The 21,416-nt window shown below is 57.7% G+C and carries 18 protein-coding genes; 1 reads left to right on the top strand and 17 read right to left on the bottom strand.

Translation table 11 applies throughout. The annotated features are described in order from the left end of the window. Nucleotides 1–46: 46 nt before the first annotated feature. The 3 genes from HY868_02325 to HY868_02315 all read right to left on the bottom strand — a co-directional run bounded on the left by HY868_02325 (nt 47) and on the right by HY868_02315 (nt 2,761). Nucleotides 47–1,072, bottom strand: a complete 1,026-nt coding sequence (locus tag HY868_02325) for a hypothetical protein (GenBank protein ID MBI5300946.1) — start codon at nt 1,070–1,072, stop codon at nt 47–49. Nucleotides 1,073–1,173: 101 nt separating this feature from the next. After that, nucleotides 1,174–1,965, bottom strand: a complete 792-nt coding sequence (locus HY868_02320) for a class I SAM-dependent methyltransferase (protein MBI5300945.1) — start codon at nt 1,963–1,965, stop codon at nt 1,174–1,176. 97 nt (nt 1,966–2,062) lie between these two features. Next, entirely contained in the window at nt 2,063–2,761 is a 699-nt protein-coding gene (locus HY868_02315) for a hypothetical protein (protein ID MBI5300944.1), read from the bottom strand. 558 nt (nt 2,762–3,319) lie between these two features. Here HY868_02315 and HY868_02310 point away from each other — a divergent pair. Then, complete coding sequence (locus HY868_02310) at nt 3,320–5,149, top strand: exo-alpha-sialidase (GenBank protein ID MBI5300943.1); 1,830 nt, start codon at nt 3,320–3,322, stop codon at nt 5,147–5,149. 233 nt (nt 5,150–5,382) lie between these two features. Here the strand turns inward: HY868_02310 and HY868_02305 are convergent, their stop codons facing one another. From HY868_02305 to HY868_02240, 14 genes are all read right to left on the bottom strand, one after another. Next, nucleotides 5,383–6,144: an aldolase gene (locus HY868_02305; protein ID MBI5300942.1), complete on the bottom strand. Its 762-nt coding sequence runs from the start codon at nt 6,142–6,144 to the stop codon at nt 5,383–5,385. Between the two features lie 196 nt (nt 6,145–6,340). Continuing rightward, nucleotides 6,341–6,973, bottom strand: coding sequence for a cyclase family protein (locus HY868_02300; protein ID MBI5300941.1), 633 nt, complete (start codon nt 6,971–6,973; stop codon nt 6,341–6,343). A 4-nt stretch (nt 6,974–6,977) separates the two neighbouring features. Continuing rightward, nucleotides 6,978–7,325 carry an STAS domain-containing protein gene (locus HY868_02295; GenBank protein ID MBI5300940.1) on the bottom strand — a complete coding sequence of 116 codons (348 nt, stop codon included), beginning with the start codon at nt 7,323–7,325 and terminating at the stop codon, nt 6,978–6,980. Between the two features lie 9 nt (nt 7,326–7,334). Next, nucleotides 7,335–7,685: an STAS domain-containing protein gene (locus HY868_02290; protein MBI5300939.1), complete on the bottom strand. Its 351-nt coding sequence runs from the start codon at nt 7,683–7,685 to the stop codon at nt 7,335–7,337. A gap of 1 nt (nt 7,686) precedes the next feature. After that, on the bottom strand, nt 7,687–9,279 hold the full coding sequence (locus HY868_02285; protein MBI5300938.1) for a SpoIIE family protein phosphatase: 1,593 nt from the start codon (nt 9,277–9,279) through the stop codon (nt 7,687–7,689). Nucleotides 9,280–9,393: 114 nt separating this feature from the next. Next, on the bottom strand, nt 9,394–10,623 hold the full coding sequence (locus HY868_02280) for a hypothetical protein (GenBank protein ID MBI5300937.1): 1,230 nt from the start codon (nt 10,621–10,623) through the stop codon (nt 9,394–9,396). 4 nt (nt 10,624–10,627) lie between these two features. Beyond that, a complete protein-coding gene (locus HY868_02275) occupies nt 10,628–11,923 on the bottom strand; it encodes a hypothetical protein (GenBank protein MBI5300936.1) in 1,296 nt (431 codons plus the stop codon). After that, nucleotides 11,866–13,140 carry a hypothetical protein gene (locus HY868_02270; protein ID MBI5300935.1) on the bottom strand — a complete coding sequence of 425 codons (1,275 nt, stop codon included), beginning with the start codon at nt 13,138–13,140 and terminating at the stop codon, nt 11,866–11,868. Before HY868_02270 ends, HY868_02275 begins: the two co-directional genes overlap by 58 nt. Further along, nucleotides 13,137–14,594 (bottom strand): NAD(P)/FAD-dependent oxidoreductase, encoded by a 1,458-nt coding sequence (locus HY868_02265; GenBank protein MBI5300934.1) that lies wholly within the window; start codon nt 14,592–14,594, stop codon nt 13,137–13,139. The genes HY868_02270 and HY868_02265 overlap by 4 nt, the downstream gene beginning before the upstream one ends. A gap of 553 nt (nt 14,595–15,147) precedes the next feature. Then, nucleotides 15,148–16,119 (bottom strand): c-type cytochrome, encoded by a 972-nt coding sequence (locus tag HY868_02260; protein MBI5300933.1) that lies wholly within the window; start codon nt 16,117–16,119, stop codon nt 15,148–15,150. Nucleotides 16,120–16,165: 46 nt separating this feature from the next. Beyond that, nucleotides 16,166–16,681 (bottom strand): hypothetical protein, encoded by a 516-nt coding sequence (locus tag HY868_02255; GenBank protein ID MBI5300932.1) that lies wholly within the window; start codon nt 16,679–16,681, stop codon nt 16,166–16,168. Between the two features lie 92 nt (nt 16,682–16,773). After that, nucleotides 16,774–17,223 carry a hypothetical protein gene (locus tag HY868_02250; protein ID MBI5300931.1) on the bottom strand — a complete coding sequence of 150 codons (450 nt, stop codon included), beginning with the start codon at nt 17,221–17,223 and terminating at the stop codon, nt 16,774–16,776. 122 nt (nt 17,224–17,345) lie between these two features. Next, nucleotides 17,346–18,563, bottom strand: coding sequence for a ribonuclease H-like domain-containing protein (locus HY868_02245; protein ID MBI5300930.1), 1,218 nt, complete (start codon nt 18,561–18,563; stop codon nt 17,346–17,348). 325 nt (nt 18,564–18,888) lie between these two features. Further along, the gene (locus tag HY868_02240) at nt 18,889–21,384 is read right to left on the bottom strand and encodes a tetratricopeptide repeat protein (protein ID MBI5300929.1); all 2,496 of its coding nucleotides are present in this window, start codon (nt 21,382–21,384) and stop codon (nt 18,889–18,891) included. Between the last annotated feature and the right edge of the window lie 32 nt (nt 21,385–21,416).

The following is a 21,416-nucleotide window of genomic DNA, read 5'->3' as shown; positions in this document are numbered from 1 at the left end:
TCATTCTGGATGCGCCGCGAATTCGGCATACATTTCTTTCGCCGCGCTAGGGACGGGGTTTCATCATACTCGGCGGCAATTGTGGCTTGGGTTTGTCGCGCCACCAATCCTTGCGCGACCGTGGATCCATAAAGGCGCCGGTATCGCGTACCGCAATCCTGATTTCGTTGGTCGGCGCGACGCCCAACACCTGGTATTCCTTGAGCGCGGGCAATGACGCGCGTCCCGCACTGTTCAACTGCTGATATAGCGCAAGCAGGTCGGGCTCAATTGCGACGCCCGCAACGTGCACGATGTAACCCTGGGTCACATTGTCATTGCGCGTATAAACGAGCGTGATGCTGTCCGCGTCGGCATACAACACCATGACTTGATTCTTGTTACCGATGTCAATGTTAGCGTGCGGTACGTGAATCGGTTCCCCAGGTGTAACTCCAAATCCGACTAACGTCACATCGGGATCGTCAATCGGTTTGGCTTTGCAATTGCAACCCCAATCCCAGTTATTGACGCGATAAACTGCCTTGACCACCGGATCGCGGCTACCGGTCAAGAGACTCGATAACTGCGGCGCAGCACCATCGGTCGCGCCCTCCAAGTCCATCAATTCGAGATCCGATTTGAACGGCGCAAAGCCACGCAATTTCAAATTGAGATCAGCATGCGATGCCGCGGGGCGATCCGTCACCGCAGATTGAATCGTCAATGTACTGTACGTCTGCTTGGTGAGCGCCACTGGCGCAGGGGCAATTAAAGTCGGGGATGGCGCTACGCGCGGCGCGGTCGCGGTGGGCGATGGCGCGGCGCGTGTGGACGTTGCCGTAGGTAGAATCGCGGTGGGCGAGGGTTGAACGCGCGTAGGCGTTGCCGTGGGCGCGATCGGCGTGTCGGTTGCGCGCGAAATCGGCGTAAAGGTTGTGCCCACGGTCGGCGTTGTGGTTGTAACCGATGCAGTTTCAGCGCGATTCACTGAGCCGAGAAAGTTGAACAATGCCCAGAGAAACACGCCTAGCGCGATGATGAATACCGCGAGAACAATCAAACCAGTTGAAGATCGGCGGTTGTCAGCCATTCACATTTTCAATCTAGTCAGGGCTGATGCCTGAAGAATCACACGCTCGAATTTTAATTGCGATCAAATGATTGGTCAAGGGGGTTTGGCGACCCATTGCCTCAGCCCAGTTTTTGCGAAATGATCCAGACGAATTTTTCATGTTCGATGATTTCGTTCGATAGATCACCCAACTCGGCTTGCGCCCACGCGCGTACACGCGGGATGAGTCGCGCGAGCAAATCATCGGGAATGAGCCAGGTCTCGGACACGCTTTTCGCGGCAAGACCTTGAATCATTTGCGCCGGCACAACCGTCTCATGCCAGCGCGCGATTTCGACGACGCGCGTTTTGGTGAATTGATTCAATTCATCGCGCAGTTCGTCCGACGATTGCGCGCCCGGTCGGCGCGTCTCGACACCGGCGGCGCGCGCCATCTCAGCAAGTTTGGCGCGCATCCGACTGAACACTGCGCGCGGTTCGTGATCGTGATAATTGACGAGCAAATGACCGCCTGGCTTGACGACGCGCCACGCGTCACGCAATGCGCGCTGCCAATTCGCGACGACGTGATAGACGTGCACCGCGTACGCACAATCGAACGCGGCATCGCGAAACGGCAACCCGTTCGCGTCCGCTTGCACAAGCGCGACGCGATGATTCTGCCCCGCGATCTTTTTCTCCAACTCTGCCATCATCGCGCGCGACAGATCAATCCCGGTGATGGGGATGCCGCGTCCAAGCGCCGGCAACGCAATGCGTCCCGTGCCGATACCAATTTCCAGCACGCGTGACCTGGTTGTGATCTCGCCTAGTTTGATGAGCGAATCGGTAATCGCGTTCGCAACCCATTCAGGATCGGCGCGCGTTTTGTCGTAGAACGAAACGGCTTGGTCGAAGACGAGACTGGGCATGGTTCCTTTCATTTAGGACGAATTCCACTTGAGTTTATAGTTGCGCTATTCAGATTCCCAAAGTTTCCAAAAACTTTGGGAATCTGAACGCCCTGCTCTAGGGTGTGATCCGCGCGGAGGCAATCATCGCGTCAAAGACTGGATTGGGGGATTTGGCGCGCATGTAAATCACGACGAGGCGCGTTACGCCGTTCGGCAGTTTGAGAATCAGATGCGCAGTGTAACTGAACGACACCGTATCCAAACAATTGCGAATCGTGACGCCATGTAAATTGGTGCTGTTGAGACAACGCATATTCGGTAGTTGTGTCTCGATCAGAAAATCTTCGGGCAACTGGTTGTGTGTGTCCACCAATCCCAGGTCAATCGTCTCGCCGCGCGGCGATGTGAATTTTGCGCCGTTCGCCGACTCAGTTACCGACCAATCGCCCGGATAATCGAGCGTGATCCCCAGTTTAGCATTCGAGTATGTTTTCGTTGTTCCACTAGGCAGAGCACTTGCCTGGGTTTGAGTCGCCGGAACGCCCGTTGCAGCAGGCGGCGTCTGGGTAAGTCCGGGGCTGGGAATTGTGGTTGCCGGGGGCGTGAGACGCGATGGTGTGGATGGTGCGGTCAAACTGGGGCTAGGACTCTTCGGAGCAGAAGCAACGGTTGGCGCGCTTGTGGTCGGTACATCCGTAGATATTTTCAACACCATGGGCGTTTCGATTTTAGCCAACGGCACAATAGTTGGTTGCGCCGAACATCCGATGATCGCGCCGAATGCCAGGACAACCAGGAATGGAAAAGGTTTCATTTTCACCTCCGTGTCTGATTATAATGACGCTATCCGGCTTGGCAAGTTCCCCTTGCGATTTTTAGAACAATGGGGCATTGACGAATGACACGTTTTCGCTATAATCGCCGCTATATTCTTGGCATGCTTGATGAGTGAGCATGTCTCCCGTGATGACAGCGGAGTTATCGTGATACACGTCCTAACTGAGTGCTCTGTTCGTGTGTATCCGTGCGGAAACTTACGCAGCTCGTTTGGCGCGTGCGTTGTTTTCTGTTTTGCATTCCTATTCAATTCAATCGTTCCAATCAGATAGAAGAGTCCATTTCTAGGTAGACTCTTCTTTTTGTTTGGCAGAAAGGAGGCAGTGTAGCCCCCTACCGAATCGTGGACATCCATTCTGCCATACGCTTCGCGCCACACAGAAACACACGGAAATTTTCTGTGGCTAAAAAGATGAGCAAGCCAACTCCACGATTTGATGTGGTTCTATCTCGGAGGCGGATAGCGAAAAATATCTATTTATCGCGTGACTGAAAATTGCCCATGTTATTCACAAATCCTGGAAGGAGGAGCAACATGCGAACCAAAATAGCGCTGGCAGTCATGCTGTCGGCGATGATGTTCTTGGTGTTCGTCGCCATGCCGGACACGGCGCCCACCGCCCAATCTCAGGGACCCGCCAACAAAATTCTTGCGCGGCAACTGCAAATTGAACGCGGCGAAATCAAGACCAGCAAACACGAAATGCGTATATCGTCTGGCACGATGTATGCTGTGCTCGAAGCGTCCGGCGAATTGGCAAAGCGCGCCGCGGAAGCGAAAGCCCAGGGTCATGACGACAAGCGCCCCAAGAACTTGTCGAGTTCCGGCACGCAAGGATGCCAGAATGTCTTCAAGGGACCGGATGGTTTGCTCAACATCCGCGTCAATCAAGACTGTTCGCTTCGCCGGCAAGCGGAAGAGGTGATCGCGATCAACCCAACGAATCCGCGCAACCTCATCGCCGGTCAGAATGATAGCCGCATCGGTTTCAACCACTGCGGCTACGACTGGTCGTTTGATGGCGGACGAACCTGGGGCGATCAAGTCCCACCCTTCTGGCAATTCATCCTAGCGGACGGGCACACCGCGGATGCGTGCAGTGATCCGACTGCCACCTTCGACGCGAACGGCAACGCCTACGTCGGCGGAATTTTGTTCGACATCAACTCAGCCGCAAGCGCATTCGTCGTCGTCAAGTCGAATGCCGGCATTGGCGGTGCGTTCTATCATTCGCCCGACGCGAGTCTGTCGTTCCAGACCTACCGCGATACGCCGGTAGGAGTCGTCGCGAACGACAATAACCCGAATGTCTTTCACGACAAAGAGTACATCGTCGCGGATGCCAACGCATCCAGTCCGAAGAAAAACAATGTCTACGCAACCTGGACGCGCTTTACCGCGACGAATAGTCCGATCTACTTTAGCCAATCTACCAATGGCGGCGCGACCTGGTCGCCCGGAGTCGAGATCAGTGGGAAAAACACCACCGCCTGCACCGTCGGCAGCGGCACGACCGGTCAACCCAACCAATGCGACCAGGATCAAGGATCGCATCCCATCGTCGGTCCGGACGGAACGATCTATGTCGCGTTCGGCAACGCGAACACACCGCTCGTCGGTGTCAATCAAGTCTTGTTCGTCAAATGTCCGGCTGCCGCGAATTGCGCGCTCGCGGCAAGTTGGAGCGCGCCAGTCAAAGTGGGAGATTTGATTGATAATCACCCGACGGGTCCGAGCGCGGCGGGCTGCCCAGCCGGTCGCCAGTGTCTCCCACCCAACGGGTATCGCGTGCCAGAGTTCACTTCGATTTCGACGTCGGTGGACAAGAACAGCAAATTGTTCGTCTCGTGGTCCGACTTTCGCAACGGGGGCGGAACATGCACCGGCTCTGCCTCCACGGCGACCCCACCCTGCGACAACGACGTGTTCTATTCCTACTCGACGAATGGCGGCACGACCTGGAGCGCGCCGTTCAACATCACCCCCAAGTCCAAGTTCAACGCGAGCGCGCAGTGGCAACCGTGGAGCGCGATAACGCCAGATGGTCGCACGCTGTACGCCGCGTACTATGATCGTTCGTACGGCAATTGCGAAACGACCGGCTGCAACGACATCACGCTCGCGCGGATCAAGAACCCCGCCTCTCCCAATCCATCCGTCAAGTACAAGAGACTGACCACCGGCTCCATGCCCAATCTCACTCCTGCAAACAACCCCATCGAAGCCGGTTTTCTCGGCGATTACATGTGGGTCGCGACGGATGCCAAAGGCAAACCATACGTCGTGTGGGCAGATACGCGCGGCTTGAACGACACGGTCGAAGAAGACATCTACTTTGCCCAATTCGAATGGGACGATGATTAGGATGCCATCCGCGTAGGACTGTGTCCGTTTCGATTGACAAGTTCACGTACAAAAGCCCGCCTCGATAAATCGAGACGGGCTGATTGTTTCTCGAGATGTTGGGGATTATTTTTAGAATTGGATTTTGTAGAGCCGTTGCACGCTCCGCGAACGTCCCTACAAAATCCAAAGTTCCCAATCTTTTTCTTGACGACGATAGCGCGAGAGCCGGAATCTACGAATCGCCTCGCGCGTTATCCGCGCAATGCCTTGTTCAGCGCGTATGCGGCGTTCCGCAACATTTCGAGATCGCCGAGGCACGAGAGAAACGTCATCCCGCGCGCTTGCCACTGCTTGATGACCCTGGGATCGCCGACATGAATGCCGCACGCGACGTGGTGCCGCTTGGTTGCATCGAGCGCGCGTTGCACCATCGTCTCGACCATCGCATCGCTTGGGTCAATGCCGAGCGAGGATGCCAAGTCCCAGGGTCCGACGAGCACACCGTCCAGACCTGGGGTCGCGAGCAATTCGTCCGCGCGTTCGACCGCGGTTTTCGATTCGATTTGAATGATCGCGAGGATGTTGTCGTTCGCGTGACGCGTGTACTCCATCAACTTAACCGGCTGGTAATCATTGTTCGCCTTACCGCCGTAGATGCCGCGCACGCCAAGCGGCGGATAGCGCATCGCCGCGATGGAACGTTCGGCGACCTCGCGCGTTTCGACGCGCGGCACGACGATGCCTTGCGCGCCCGCATCGAGCACTGGCGCGATGACGTGGTACATCCCATCCGGCACGCGCACGAGTGGCGTAATGTTCGCCAGGCGCGCCATTTGCAAAATGTGCAACGCACTCGTCAACGTGAACGAGCCGTGCTCCATGTCGAGAATGACAAAGTCTAGCCCTGCATCTGCCATAATGACCGGAATCACCGGGCTGTCGAACTCGGAGATCATCATGCCGTACACGGACTCGCCGCGTTTGAGCATCGCGCGCACTACATTTTCTCGCATTTGCATTTCACCTCAGATTGATTTGATATCGTTGGGACGAGGCATTCGCCGATGCTGGTACTTCAAAGTGCACTTGCCAAAACTGAACCACGGCGGCGAATGCTTCGCCCTTGTATCCCCGCGCATATCTCGCGCAAACGTCAAATTCGATTGCAAACTGGGTCAATCAATGCGTGCATGGGTCACACGCGCCGCGTCATTCCTCGATCAAGATCGCGCGCGCCGGACTACCATCGCCACCTTGCACGTTAATCGGCAAGCACACCAGTTTGTACGTTCCCGCCGTGATCCCGCTCAAGTTCAATCCCTCAACCGCAATCACTCCCGCGCCCAGCAACGTGCGGTGCGTTGCCGGTTCTGGTACGCCGAACGCTTCGACGCTGAGGTAATCAATGCCGACCAGCTTAACCCCGCGCGCGACCAGCCACACTGCCGCGTCGGGCGCGAGCGCGATAAAATCTTTTTGAAAGCCCGCGCGTCGCCACATCGCCGAGTTACGCGTTTTGAAGAGCACGCGCGTCACACGGCGCGGAATCCGCGCGCGTTCCAAATCGGCGGCAGTAATGATCTTTTTTACGCGCGTCAAGTCTACGACGCGCGCGGAACCAACGAGCGTGTTCAAATCGAGTTGGTCAACCGTCTTGCCGCCGGGAATGAAATGCACTGGCGGGTCTACGTGCGTGCCAGTGTGATTGCCAAACGTCAAGCGCGAGACATTCGCATTATCACCGTGCGCGATTCGCAAAACCGGCTCGATGCTCACGGTGGGATCGCCGGGATACGTCGGCATCGTCGGCGTCATTGGAATTGAGATGTCATAGATTTTCATAGGTTCACGCGTTCGCCAGCGCATCGCTTTCCGAAAGGCAGATGCGAATCGCTTCGTTCAAGCGCGTCAGTCCAAAAATTTGCTGATAGTGTTCGTTGAGTCCGTACGTCAACAATTTCTGTTTCTGCCGATTCACGCGAATGAGCAGTGTTACCAAGAGACCGATGCCGGAACTGTTCATGTACTCCAAGCCGGTGAAATTCAAAATGATCACCCGCGCGTTCGCGCTCGTCGCTTGCGTGTACGCATCCATCAGCGCGTTCTCCGCGAACGCGTTGATCTCACCCTGAATGTCGAGAATGCTCACTCCTTCGCGCACGTTGCGCGCCGTGACCGTCGCTTTCCCTGCCATGTCCCCTCCTTACTTGACGGAATTCATTGCCGTCGCCTGATCCGAATAAATTTCGATAAAATCAGACAGCCGCGTAATTTGAAAAATCTCTCGATAGTGCTCGCTCAAGCCGCACGCCAACAGACGGACTTGGGCGAGTTGCGCGCGGGTCAACATCGCCACAATTGCCGCAATACCTTTGCTATTGATGTACCCAATCTCTGTAAAATCTAAAAGAACCGCGGACGGTTTTTGGATCACCACTTGATTGAATAGCGCCATCAGTTGATCGCTTTGCGAGCCGTCAATCTCGCCTGACATTTCGATGGCGCGCATTCGCGATAATGCGCGCACCTTCGCCGCAAACGGACTTGGATCCATTTCACCCATCCTTGATGCGGACGATCAGTTCGACGGTGTGCTTGTCCCCTGCGATGACGTTCATCTCATCAACCATTTTTTTGATGAGGAACAAACCCCAGCCGCGCGGCGATTGCAGACCGGCGAGTTTCGCTTCGAGGTTCGGCGTGGGCGGTTCGCCGCCGGGCACACCCGTGCCTTGATCGGTGATGTAAATCGCGAGCAACTCGTCCGACGCGGCAACGCGAATTTCCACCGGCACATCCGCATGATTGCGATTGCCGTACTCGATCGCGTTCATCGTCGTCTCCGCGACCGCCGTCTTGAGGCGGTCGAGTTGCGCGTTCGGCAAACCCAGCCCGCGCGCGACATTCGCGACGCGCGCCATCGCGACGCGTTCGTTTCCTGGCTCACTCGGCAACGTAAATTCGTCGCGCGTTTTCAAATCGCGTCGGTCGGCATCGGTAAAATGCAAACGTTCCAGCATCAGCATGGTGATATCGTCTTCCTGTTCCCAGCCCGCGCCGCTGAATTGGCGTAACTGCTCCATCAAAAACGGCAACAACGTCGAACTACCGGACGCGTGTTGCGCGACCAGCTCACGCAAGTGCGCGAAACCAAACATCTCACGCCGCGCGTTGTGCGCTTCGATCAAACCGTCGCTGTACAGCAGAACACTATCGCCGGGGACGAGCACGGTTTCTTTTTCTTCGTACTTCATTCCCGGCATCAGCCCAAGGGGCATCCCGGTCGCGCGCAACTCGTCCGCCGCGCCGTCGTGCCGGCGGTACGGCGGATTGTGTCCGGCGTTCGCGTACTGCAAGCGTCCGGTCGTCGGATCGAGAATCGCATAGAGACACGTGACGAACATCGCGGGCGGCATTTCCGGGCAAAGCAAATTGTTCGAACGTTCCAGCGCCTCGCTCGGCGAAAGTTCGCGCCGCGCCGCGCCGCGCAACACCGCGCGCGTCGTCGCCATCACGAGCGCGGCGGGCACGCCCTTGTCCGTCACATCGCCCACCGCGATAACCAGCCGTCCATCCGGCAATTCGAAAAAATCATAGAGGTCGCCGCCGACTTCGCGCGCCGGTTGATAATGCACCGCGAGCCGCCACCCGGCGACGTGCGGGAGTTGCTTGGGCAACAAGGTTTGCTGAATCAAGCGCGCTACGCGTAACTCTTGCGCCATGCGCTCGCGCTCTTGCGCTTGGAACTGTTGCTGCTGCACCAATTGCGCCACGCGCACCGCCGGCGCGGCTTGCGTCGCCAAATTGTCGAGCAAATTGAAATCGCCGCTCGAATACTCTTGCTCGCCCAAACGCGGACCCAGGTTCAACAAACCGATCAACTCGCCTTGACTGACGAGCGGCACGACGACCTTGACGCCGGCTTGTTTCAACGCGCGCAATGCCGCCGATTCGAGATTCACGCGCCCCACTTCGACCGCGTTCGAGCTCTGCTGTAAATACGCGAGGAGTGGATCGTCCGGCGCGATATCCAGGTCAAACGGCGTCACTGCCCCGCGCGCGGATGTAGCCGCGAACGCTTGGTCGCGCGCCGCGCCGTTCGACTTGCGAAAAAAAATCTGGCTCAATCGTCGCAAAAAACTTGCCATCCATGTTCCATTTCAAAAAGACAACGCGTCATTACTCAGAGTAAGCAACTACAGATTACACCGATTTCACAGAAAAGAACAATCTGTGGAATCTGCGAAATCTATAGATTCCAATTACATTTTTTCGCGGCGATCCGATTTCAGCCACAGACTCGCGCTCGTCGGTTGGATCGTTTCTTCGACGACGTGAAGCAAATGCTGGGTCAACGCGTTCAACTCAACCTGGTCGCGCGCGGTCGCGCCGAACGCATCGAGAACGCGCGCCGCGTCGTACTTGCGCCGATAGAATCGCCGATCAATCGCGTCCTGCAGTACGTGCCGCAACGGATTGAACGCCCCGGCAATGACGAGCGTCGAAAGAATGATCGCGACGTCCGATTGCTCGCCGGTCATCGCGCGGAAAAGTTGTTGCAGCGCGACCACACTTCCGAAATACAACGCGAGCAACGCCGCCGACAACACGCCATAGATCAACGTGCGGCGAATCAACAGATCAATATCCCACAGCCGATAACGCAAAATCGCGATACCGATGGACGCGGGAATCAGGAGCAACGAGAATGCAAAGACCGGCACGCCGATCATGTGATAAATCACGCGCGCGCTTCCCGGTTCGCGCGTCGCCGGAGACAGGATCGTCGGCGCGAGAAACGCGAGAATGCCGAGCGTGGCAAGCGCAAACGCGAACACGACCCAACGCGTCTGCGCGCGTTCGAGCGGCGACGAGACAAAGACATAGCGATACATTTGCGCGAGGACGCCGGTGCTGAACGAACCCAGGAACGCGATCAACATCCACGCCAGCGACCAATTGAACGGATTCGCCGCCGGCACGAATACCCACGCGACCGCCCACACGCCAAAGGGCGCGAGTAGCCACCGCGTCCAACGCGGCGCGAAACGTCCGTTTGGAAAAAGATACAAGCACGCCATGAACGCCAGCCAACCCAGACTTTGAATCGCGTGCACCACCCATTCCAAACGCGATCCGGGCACGTCCACCGCGCGCAGCGTCGCCGGCACGAGCACACCGAACGTGATGAGCGTGAGCGACGCGAACTGCGCCAATCCTTGATCGCGTTTGCGCCACACGATCAGCGCGCCGAGCGCGGCGAACACCGCCGCGAACAAAACTTCCAGCGCGATAAAGTACAACGCGTACTGTTCGACCGACCAACCCGCGTCTTGAATGAACGCCGCTTCAGTCGTCGCCAACATCACCAGCGGATCATCGCCCAGCGGCGTGACCGTCGTGAGTTGCGCGTACCGCGCCGGAATCGCGGCGATGAAAATGCCGAGCGTCAACGCGACCGCGAGCATCCACGCGCTAAAAGATAATTTCATTGCCTCACTCGCTCCGCGGTTTGACCCACAACGAAACGTACGTAGGTTGCATCGTTTCATCCACCGCGCGCAGCAATTCGCTCTGCAAGCGATCCAGGTCTACTTCGTCGCGCGCGGTCGTACTGAATGCCGCAAGCACGTGCGCGGCATCGTACTTGGACCGGTAGAACCGGCGATCAATCGCGTCTTGCACCGCGCGTCGCAACGGTTGAAACAGCGCGGCGAGACCCAGCGTCGAAATGATGATCGCCAGTTCGGACGTTTGTCCGATGAACGCGCGAAAGAGTTGCTGCAGAACGAGGACGCTCGCCCAATACACCAGCAACAAAATCGTCGTCATTGCCGAGTAGACTAACGCGCGGCGCACGATCACATCAATGTTGTACAGCCGATAACGCAAGATGGAGACGGCGGCGGTGACGAACGATACGCATAGACTCGCTTGATAGACCGGTTCGGCGAAAAGATTGAACAATAACCGCGACGCGCCGGGTTGACCCAGTTCCGGGAAAAATACCGGCGGCAAATAGACGAATCCAAACGCAATCGAAATAAAGACCCAACCAAATACGATCCACTTGGTCTGTTGTTGCAAAATCGGGCTACGCGTCTGGGAGAACCGATAGACTTGGGCGATCAGCCCCACCAACATCATGCCCGCCGTCACGATGACACCGCTGGTGTATTGCGCGGGATTGTAAATATTGAACGGCGAATCCGGCAACACGGTCCAGGACAAGGTCACGAGTACCGACAACGCGCAGAACAGTCGCGAACCGGGCATCACCCAGCGTCCATCGGGAAAAAGATACGTGGCGAGGAAAACCAACATGGGCGCGCCGACGCGCACGATGCTCACCGGAAAAAACCACGCGGGCGGAATCGTAACCCACGCGGTCAAATTGTTAAAGAGCGCGCCGACCGACACGGACATTAACGCGGTCAACATCGCGACCCAATTGTCCGACCGCCGCCAGAACACAAATCCGCCGAGCGCCGCGCTACTCGTCAGCAAGATCAAGCCAACGAGCGTGCGAAACATCGCGCCGATTTCCGCGCGCCAGCCCCATTGCGCGAGCGTCGCCGCGTCTTGTTCAAAGAGCCGGAGGAATTGCTCCCACCGCACCGGCACGAAGGCGATGCTGACGCCCACCATCAGCGTCGCGACGACGAGCCATCCTGCGCGCGCCAACCACACCCAGGTTCCAGCCAGCCGCGCGTGATCCTCCCAACGCGTCGCCGTCATTCGCCAGCCGTCCCGGTCGAACGCGCGGCGTCTTGCGCGGTCGGCTTGAGCCACAACGACACATAACCCGGTCGCATCGTCTCGTTGACGACCGTCTCCAAGGCGTCTTGCAATTTCGCCATGTCTACTTCATCGCGCGCCGTCGCGCTGAACGCCGCGAGCACGCGCGCCGCATTGTACTTGCGCCGATTGAAGCGGCGATCAATTCCATCTTGCACACGGCGGCGGAGCGGATTGAACAGCGCGGCAATCGCGAGGGTTGACATGACCGTGACGAGTTCCGACTGCAACTGACCGGTGAGCACGCGAAAAATTTGCTGCAACAACACGACATTCGAATAGTAGATCACGCCGAGCGCGAGCGTGAGCAAGGTGTACACCAGCGTCCGACTGACGACGAGATCAATGTCCCACAAGCGATAACGCGAAATCGCGAACGCCAACAACAAGGGGAACATCAACGCGCCGAAATAAAACACCGGCACGCCGATCAACGTGTACCCCAAACGCAGCATGGAATCTTCGATCAACGCGCGCGCAAAAATCGGCGGCAGGAAAAACAACGCGTACCCCAGCAGGAAGAATATCAAACCGAGCAAGACCCATTTGGTCTGTTGTCGTTGCGCGGGCGTCGAGACGCGCGCGTAGCGATACACTTGCGCGATCAGCCCGATTAAAAAGACGCCCAGGAAGATCGGCGCGCGAAGCGGATTGCGCCACAGCTCGGGGTTGAGCGCGCTTTCGGGAAAGAACGTGTAACTCGCCGCCCACGCGCCCCACAACGCGGCGATCCAGCGCGTCCACCTCGGAACGAATCGTCCATCCGGAAACAGGAACGTAAAAATGAGCGCGCCGCCCGCGCCAATCGTGCGGACTCCGTTCATCCACGCGCGCAGAGCCGGTTCCATCTCCGCGAGCGATTCCGGCGGACGAACAATCGAAAAACCATAGACCAACAAAAACGTTGAAACGAAAACCGTCATGCGGTCGTCCGATTTGCGGAGAATGATGATCAGCGCGACGACGAAGCATGCCGCAAAAGTGATTAGATCGAGCGCGCCAAGATACGCGGGCAAAAAACGAACGCCTAAACCAAGTTGATCGAGCGCGCGTTGGTGTTGTAGCGCGACGGTCGTCAGTTGCGCCGCACGCGCCGGTATGGATTGCGCGAAAATCACCGGCATCGCGATGAACATCGCTGCCCCGAACGCGCGCGCGCCAACAAGCCGCCAACCGGTCAATTGTAAATCTGATAATGCGCGTGCGTTCATTGATCCGAGCGCTCCCATTCCGCCAGCCGCGCGCCTAGTTGCGACAAGCCGCGCCACTGCGGCGCGAGCGGCACGACGCCCAGTTCCGCCGACGCTTGGCGCGCGGCAAGCCCAACAATCGCGGTGAACGTCGGATACGCGAGTTCGAGTTCCGCGATTTGCTCGACCCAGGTTTCCGCCGCCATCGCCGCCGCGACGAGTTGAATCACTTCGAGCGCCTGCTCGCCGACGACGTGCGCGCCCAGGACGCGATGCGTCTCGCGCGAGACGATCAACTTGAAAAATCCGTACGCGTGATCGTCAATCACCGCGCGATCCAAATCGGAGTACGGCACCATGCTGACGACGACATCATGTTTGGCGCGCGCCTGCGCTTCGGTGAGACCGACCCCGGCGTACTCGGGATCAGTAAAGCCGCCGTGCGGTACGATGAGATGTTTGTACGGTTGTCCCACACCCAGCACCGCGTTCTCCGCCGCCAGACGACCCTCATAGCCCGCGCTCTGGACAAGCATCATGCGCCCGGTAATATCGCCCGCCGCGAAAATGTGCGGCGCAGAGGTCTGCTGAAAATCATTCACCGCGATATAGCCGCGTTCTGTTTTCACGCCCGCCGCGTCGAGATTCATCGCGGCGACATTCGCTTCCCAGCCCGCCGCGAGCATCACCACGTCCGCGTGCACCGCTTCGATCCCAGACTCGCACCGATACTCCACGGTGAAACCATCGGCGCGTTTCTCGATGCGTTCGATGGCTTGCATCGCCGTGATGACGTTCAGCCCGCGTCGCGTGAATGCTTCGTGGACACACTTGGACACACTCGCGTCTTCCGTCTCGACGATGCGCCCGCGCGAAACGAGCGACACGCGCACGCCAAACGCGTCGAGAATTGATGCGACTTGCGCGCCTGTTCCGCCGCCGCCGATCACGATCACCGATGCAGGCAACTGCTTGAGCGACCAAATATCGCGATGCGTCAGACAATACTCGATGCCAGGAATATCAAGTCGCCGCGTGTGTCCGCCGGCGCAGACGATAAACTTGTCCGCGCGCAAAGCATCGCCATTTGCAAACGCAAGCGTGTGCGCGTCCACAAAGCGCACATCGCCGACATTCTCGAACACGCGTCCACCGACATTCGCGATGTGCGCCGCGAGTTGTTTCTTTTCGTGAATGCGATACACCGTTTGTTGGGCGCGCGCCAACAATGTGCCCCACGCGACCTGGGTTGCGCCGCCCAGCAGACCATAATCGGCAAAGTGTTTGGACTCGCGCACCAAGCGCGCGGCTTTGGCGAGCACGCGCGTCGGCACACAACCATCGTTCGTGCAGGTGCCGCCCAACTGTGCGCGCTCGACGAGCGCGACGCGCATGCCCAGTTCGCTCGCGCGCAATGCGGCAGTAACCCCAGCGGGACCGCCGCCAATCACCATCACATCGAACTGCGTTTCCATTGACCTGGCTTGTATCTACTCAGCCCATCCTTGCGAAGGTACTAGACACTTTTCTGAGGAATTGAGCGACGACAGCAAATTCGCTTCCAAGAGAATTGTGCCTGCAAACCTTCGCAAGGTTGAGCAGGTACCCTGGCTTTGCAAAATATCAAACGCGTGATGCGCTTCCACAGCGAAAACGCATCACACGCTTGCCCATTCCCAGAGCGAGTAAATTTTACTCACTTGCTCCAAGATTTGTCAATCCCCCCGGTCCGGTGATTACCCACAAGTGTCATTGCGAGCCGCGAAGCGGCGAAGCAATCCCCAATCAGCGAATCGGGCGCTTCGCGGCTTCGGTGCAAAAAACCGCGCCTCGCAATGACAAACTAGTGGTTTGACCATTTAATTCTATCCAGTTGTCATTTCGAGCGAAGCGAGAAATCTCGCGCGACCAAGGAGAGATTTCTCGGCACAAAAAGCGTGCCTCGAAATGACAAGACCTGAACGTGCTTTAGCCGCAACTTGATTCGCGGGACAAGATCAAATAGTCAGTCTACTAGCCACAATCATTTCACTTGAGCGATTTGAGATACATCAAGATCGCTTTCAACTCATCGTCGCTGAATTTGGCGTAATCTTTCCACGGCATTTCTTCGGCGACGACTTTGCCGGCCGGATCTGTGCCGGTGCGAAACAGTTTGATGAAATCCGCGTCACTCCACGCGGGTACGATGGCGAGAATGTTCGGACCGACCGGTGCGAAACCACTAGGATCACCGCCTTTGTAACTCTTGCCATGACAATCCGCGCACGCCAAGACGGTAGTAAGATACTTGCCATTTTCGAGATTCACCCCAGGTGGCGGCGCTGGGATCGGTTGCGTGATTGGCGGTTGCGCGCTCGTGTTAAACATACCTATGCTTAACATGAAGACACCCAGCATGTTGGGAGAATTCGACGGAGCGTCACTCTCAGGTATATTCTTGGTCGCCGGTTGCGAACGCAAGTACGCCACCAACGCGTACACGTCCGCATCGCTCAAACTATGGAACGCTTCGGACGGCATGATGATCAGCGGGCGACCGCTTTTGTGAATGCCTTCGCGGAGCGCGCGAATAATTTCGCCGTCCGACCAATCTTTCAATTCGCCAGCCGGGGTCAGGTTCGGCGGATAGATCGAACCTAGGTTCGGTCCATTTGGAATCAAGGCAAAGTTTTGGGTGCTGCCTATCAACGGCAGTTTGTTGCCAACCGAGTGACAACCAGTGCACATATTTGCGAATTTTTCGCCGCGCGCGATTTGCTCCGGTGTGCCTTGCACCTTGATATTCGAAACCGGATTACCGGGCGGCGCGTAGGTTTTCAGCATTCCCATCAACGCAACGCCGGTAATCGCCAGCGCGACGAGCGTGAGCAAACCGGACAGAACGACGCCACCCCATTTCAGAATCGCGTTCTTGCTGCCCCACGCGCGCAGAGTAAGAAACGCGAACAGGACGACGACGGCGATGAAACCAAGTTGCACGAGTATATTGACGAACATCTCTCCTCCTCCAAAAATGATTGGCAAGTTGGAAACTTGCCCTACTTCAAACGTACCGCGCGACCGACATACACGCGAGTGCAATGGCGATCAACACACCGCCGATCATACCGCCTTGACGCAATGTTTCTTGGTACGCCTGCATCTGCGCGAGTTGCTCTGGCTTGGGTGGTCCGCCGGCAGACGCGATTTGCGCGCCGAGCGCCGCCATCGCATTCGCCGTTCGCCCATTGATCGCGAACCCGACGACTGCCCCGGCAATCCCGGCGAGCGCGCCAATTGTCAACGTGATGCCCGAGCCAGTCGCGAACCACGCCGCGCTAAAACCAAGCGAAGCGCGCCAGTACAACAATGCGCCGGCGATCACCGTCGTCGCCGCGGCAATGCTCATCGCGCGCGAAAAGCCGCCCGCGCCGGCAAATCGCTGCATAAAGCGACCACCCTCAGGACCAAGCCCGCGCACAGTCGGCTCGATATTTCCCACCAGAATGAACGTGCCGCCCGCCCAGAACACACCACCGAAAATATGCGCCAAGCGCAAAACGATCATCACGATATCCATTTTGCTCCCCTCTTGTAGGGCAAGTTTCCAACTTGCCATGTGAATCTGTAGGGCAAGTTTCCAACTTGCCATGAGCAAGTTGGAAACTTGCTCTACAACTCCACGCGACCAATCAACCAACCAAGCATCGCGCCGAAAACGAGATGCGATGCCGCGAGCGACCACGACGGAATTGCGGACAATGTCGCTTCAGCTCCGCGCGCCACGACCAACAGATCAAAGCCCAACAACACGATACCATAGCCCAGACCGACCAGCCAGGTCGGCGCAGGCAGACGCGACCACGCGCCGCGCGCGATCCCAAACAGAATACCGAACAAGCCGGACACGCCAAGGTAAAGCGCCGCGCCGACAAACGCCGACATGCGTTGCGGCGTATCGAAATGCGCGAACACCTCGAACGCGCGCTCGCCGCTCGCCAGCCCACCCATCACGACGACGACTCCACCCGCGAGACCCGCGAGCATTCCGTTGAGTAATCCATCTACCGCCGCATCCCCGGCAGATTTAGATTGCTTTGACGACCGGTGATCTTGACTCATTGCCAACAGTATACCGCGTCATCGTTACCGAATCGTTACGGTGGTGCAAAGGTAAACAAGTAGAAAAGCAAACAGGTAGACAAGTCGTCGTGACCTGTCTACCTGTCTACTTGTTTACCCGTCTATTTACCCAACTTGCGCTCCACCCGCGCCAACCGATGTTCCAGTGCGACGCGCCATTCACGGCGCACCGCGGGCGGCGATTGCGCGACAATCGTGAGCGCCTCGCGCGTCCAGTGAAGCGCCTGCTCGTAATCGCGCGCGCGATGCTCGAAATGCTTGGCGAGTTCGACGAACGCGTAGATTTGCCGCGTGCCCGCCGCCGCGCGCCACAACTCAATCGCACCGAGCGTGTCGCCGCGTCGTCTCTGCAATTGCGCGAAGCGTTGCACGGTCGCGCGATAATTTTCTTCCGGCACATCTTGCTCCAAGCCGCGCGCGTACAACTTTACCGCCTCGTCGAGCCGACCCAGGTCTTCGAACATCTTGCCAATCGCGATGAGGTCGAGTCCGTGTTCGACCGCGAACGTCAGCGGGTCGTCGAGCATCTGCGCGATGTGACTCAGCAGTGCCGCCATCGCGACGACATCCATCGCGTTATGATACAGTACGCGCGTGAGCGGTCGCGCGTCGCCGTTCTGCAAATAATCGAAATACATTTGCGGAATCAAAAAGCCGGGAATGTCTTCTTCGCTGCGCGTCATTCCTAAAATGTGCGCTTCGAGCGATTTGAGCGCGCGGCTTTCGAGCCGGTCGCGCCACAAACGGCGCGCGAGCGGAAGCAGGTCGAGGTGCGCCGCATTCGCGAATGGCACATCGGCGCGATTGAGAACGTAGCGATTGCGGAGAAGCGGCGCGTCGAACGATTTGCCGTTGAACGTGACGAGCGTGTCGCATGGTTGCAAAAACTCGGTGAGCGCAGCGAGCGTCGCGGGTTCTTCGCTGGGATCGCGCATGAAAATTTGCGTGAGGCGAAATGCGTCTTGTTCAAAGCGACCCAGCCCGATGAGAAACGCGTACGTGCCAGTACCGCCCGCAAGTCCGGACGTTTCGGTGTCGAGAAACACCCAGCGAGTCAGGTCGCCTTTCGCGAGCATCGGCTCATTCGCCCAGTCCGCAATCGTCGCGAGCGACGCGTTGACCGGGAGCGCGGTGTTGCCGTGACGGTACGCGCTCGAGTACGTTTGCTCGACGATGAACGCTTCGCCAAGTTCGGTCGCGACGACGCGACCGTCGGTCACGTTTTCAATCGCGAACGCATTCCTGGATCGCGGCGGCGGCAAATCCTTTGCGCCGATTTTGACGCCGAGAGATTTTAGTTTATCGGAAAGGGAAACCATTTCGGATTTCAGATTTTAGATTTCAGATTGCGAATTGCGTGATGCGTGAAAATTTTTACCGCAGAGTCGCAGAGGGTCGCAGAGAACGCGGAGTTTTTTAAAATAATTTCTCAGTGCCCTCTGCGTAGTACGTAATGCGTGAAAATTTTTACCGCAGAGTCGCAGAGGGTCGCAGAGAACGCGGAGTTTTTAAAAAAATTTCTCGGTGCCCTCTGCGTGGTACGTAATGCGTGAAAATTTTTACCGCAGAGTCGCAGAGGGCGCGGAGTTTTTTTAAATAATTTCTCCGCGCTCTCTGCGTTCTCCGCGCCTCTGCGGTGAATTTCTATTCCTCAATTTCGCGCAACATTCCGCGCACCGCCTCCGCCAATTGTTGCGGCAGTGCCGATACATCCGGCGCGCGTTCGCCGGAAAGAATTTGGTTGAGCGCGCGACCGAGCGCGCGAATTTCCGGCGACATTTGCGCGTCCGTAGCCATTTGCCGCGTGAGCGCGTGCAATTGCTCCGCGAGTCCGGCGGGCGCGCCCGGTTTGCACGCGGCGACGACAGTGCCGAGCAGTTGTTCGAGCGTGATGCCTTGTTGTTCAACCCCCACCCCGACCCTCCCCCGCTCCGCAGGGGAGGGAGCAGTTTCCCCCTCCCCTGTCCGCCCGGTTTTGGCAGACGGGGGAGGGGCAGGGGTGGGGGCTTGCCCACCCGCAAGAATTTCGCGGACGATGTACGCTTCCACGCGATTCAGCGGATCACGCAACTTTTCAAAATCCGTTTCGCCGCTCAAGATGCGACGAACGGCAGATTCCAGATTTCCCCAACCGGCATTTTCCATTTGCGCCAAAAATTGTTCCGCCGATTTCCGCGCTTCATCATTTCCTTGCACCGCCGCGACAACTTGTTGAACAAACTGCCCCGCCCACTGCGGCACTTTATACGCCGCGCCGGCATACGCCGCGAAACTGTCCTGCGACTTGCGCCGCCACTGCACCGCTTCATCCCGCTTGCCGCGCGCGTCCGCGATTTGTGCAAGGATTTGGTAAAATTTCCAAACTTCAGTTTGAACTTGATACGCCTCTACAATTTCCACCGCGCGGCGCGCGTAACGCTCCGCCTCATCCAGCCGGCGCAGGGTGAGGTAGAGGTTGGCGAGGTTGTTATAAACTGCCGCGCCTTTGTCCGGCAAATAATCGGCGTATTCGATTGTTCGCAAATACCACCGCTCCGCATCCTCCAGCCGCCCCGCGCCTTCTGCGACGCACGCGAGTTGGTTGCACGTTTGCGCGACACCTTCGGCGTGATTCATTTGCTCTTCAAGCCGCAGACTCTCACGATAGCACCGCTCCGCCTCGTCCCACTGCTTCGCCTCTTGCGCCACCCTCCCCAACTGATGCAAATAAATTGCTTCGCTCTGTTGCTCGCCCAATGCGCGGGAGGTGTTGAGCGCGTCGGTGTAGCGTTCGTGCGCGGTCTTCAGGTCGCCGCGTTGCATCGCCAGCGTGCCCAGTTGACCGAGCGCGACGCCAACTTGCCGCGAGTCATCAACCTCGCGCGCAAGTTTTACCGCCGCTTCATATTCCTTTTCTGCTTCGCCAAAATTCCCGTTCTCCGCAAGATTATATGCCAAATCAGTTTGCACAACTGCCCACATCTTCTTCGCATCCTTGTCCATCGCGCTCAACCGCCCGAACACTTGCAATGCTTGGCGATGCCACTCGATTGCCTGCGCCGGTCGCCCTTGCGCGGCAAGGCAACGCCCCAAACGCCAATGCGTCATCGCGCGGTCGTACTCGACATCATACGCCGCGCCCGCATCCATCCGCTTGAGCAAATCGCGGAACAACCGCTCCGCCTCCGCCGCGTGTCCCTGTTGCCGCAACGCATCCCCGCGCTGACTGTCCAACAAATATTCCGCTTTCGTCAATTTTCCATCACTGGCGACTGACGACTGTTGACTGTTGACTTTCTCCATCATCGCATCACGTTCGCGCCAACGACCAAAGTTGTTGAGAAATTTCGCAATGCTATCCGCAATATTCACCGCCTCATCCATCGCCCCGGCAGTGAGCGCAAGATCGAGTGCGCGGCGGAGGTTGGGCATTTCGCGCACAACGATCGCGCGCGCTTCAATCGGATGCTGGGTGTCGGTTTGATACAAGTAACGCGCAACATCGTAATATCGTTTCCAATAACGTTCTTGCAATTCGGCGCGACGCGCATTGTCAAGTTGGGTTGCCAAATACGGCAAGAGCGTGGGATGGAATTGAAGAAATGGAAATTGAATGTTGGGCAATGTTTCTATCTTCACGAGCGCGGCGGCTTGCAATTCCGCGCGCGCGGTCTTCCACAGTTCCGCATCAATTTCCGTAATTGCCAACAAATCATCTTCCAGCGCGCCGCCCTGAAACACGGCAAGCGCGGGAAGCGCGGCGCGCGTTTGCTCGCCCAAGCGCGTCAACGAATAATTCAACGAGACCGCCAAACTTTCATTGCGTTCCTTCGCCGCGCCGTTCACAAACCCGGGCAAGAGCGTTTCAAACTGCGCGATCAAATCGCGCGGCGCGACGCGGCGCAAATGCGGCAACGCAAGGTAGAGCGACAAGGGATGCCCGCCCAGCCGATCCATCAATTCAATCAAATCTTCGCGCTTGATGCGCGTGCGATCAATCCCGTTGTCGTTCAGCACGTCTGCCGCCAAATCGAGCGCGTCGCTCATCGCCAGCCCGCCCAGTTCAATGTGCGCGCAAAATTGCGACGGCGTAAATCGCGCATCGTCGAACGAAACATCGCGCGTCGTGATGAGGATGCGCGGGCCCCCCCCGGCCCCCACCCCCCGGGCCAGGGGGGGGGGCGGGGGGGGGG

Source organism: Chloroflexota bacterium (genome assembly GCA_016219275.1).
Lineage (GTDB): Bacteria > Chloroflexota > Anaerolineae > UBA4142 > UBA4142 > JACRBM01.
Note: the sequence above shows the minus strand (reverse complement) of the source record. Positions and strands in the feature narration are given on the sequence as shown.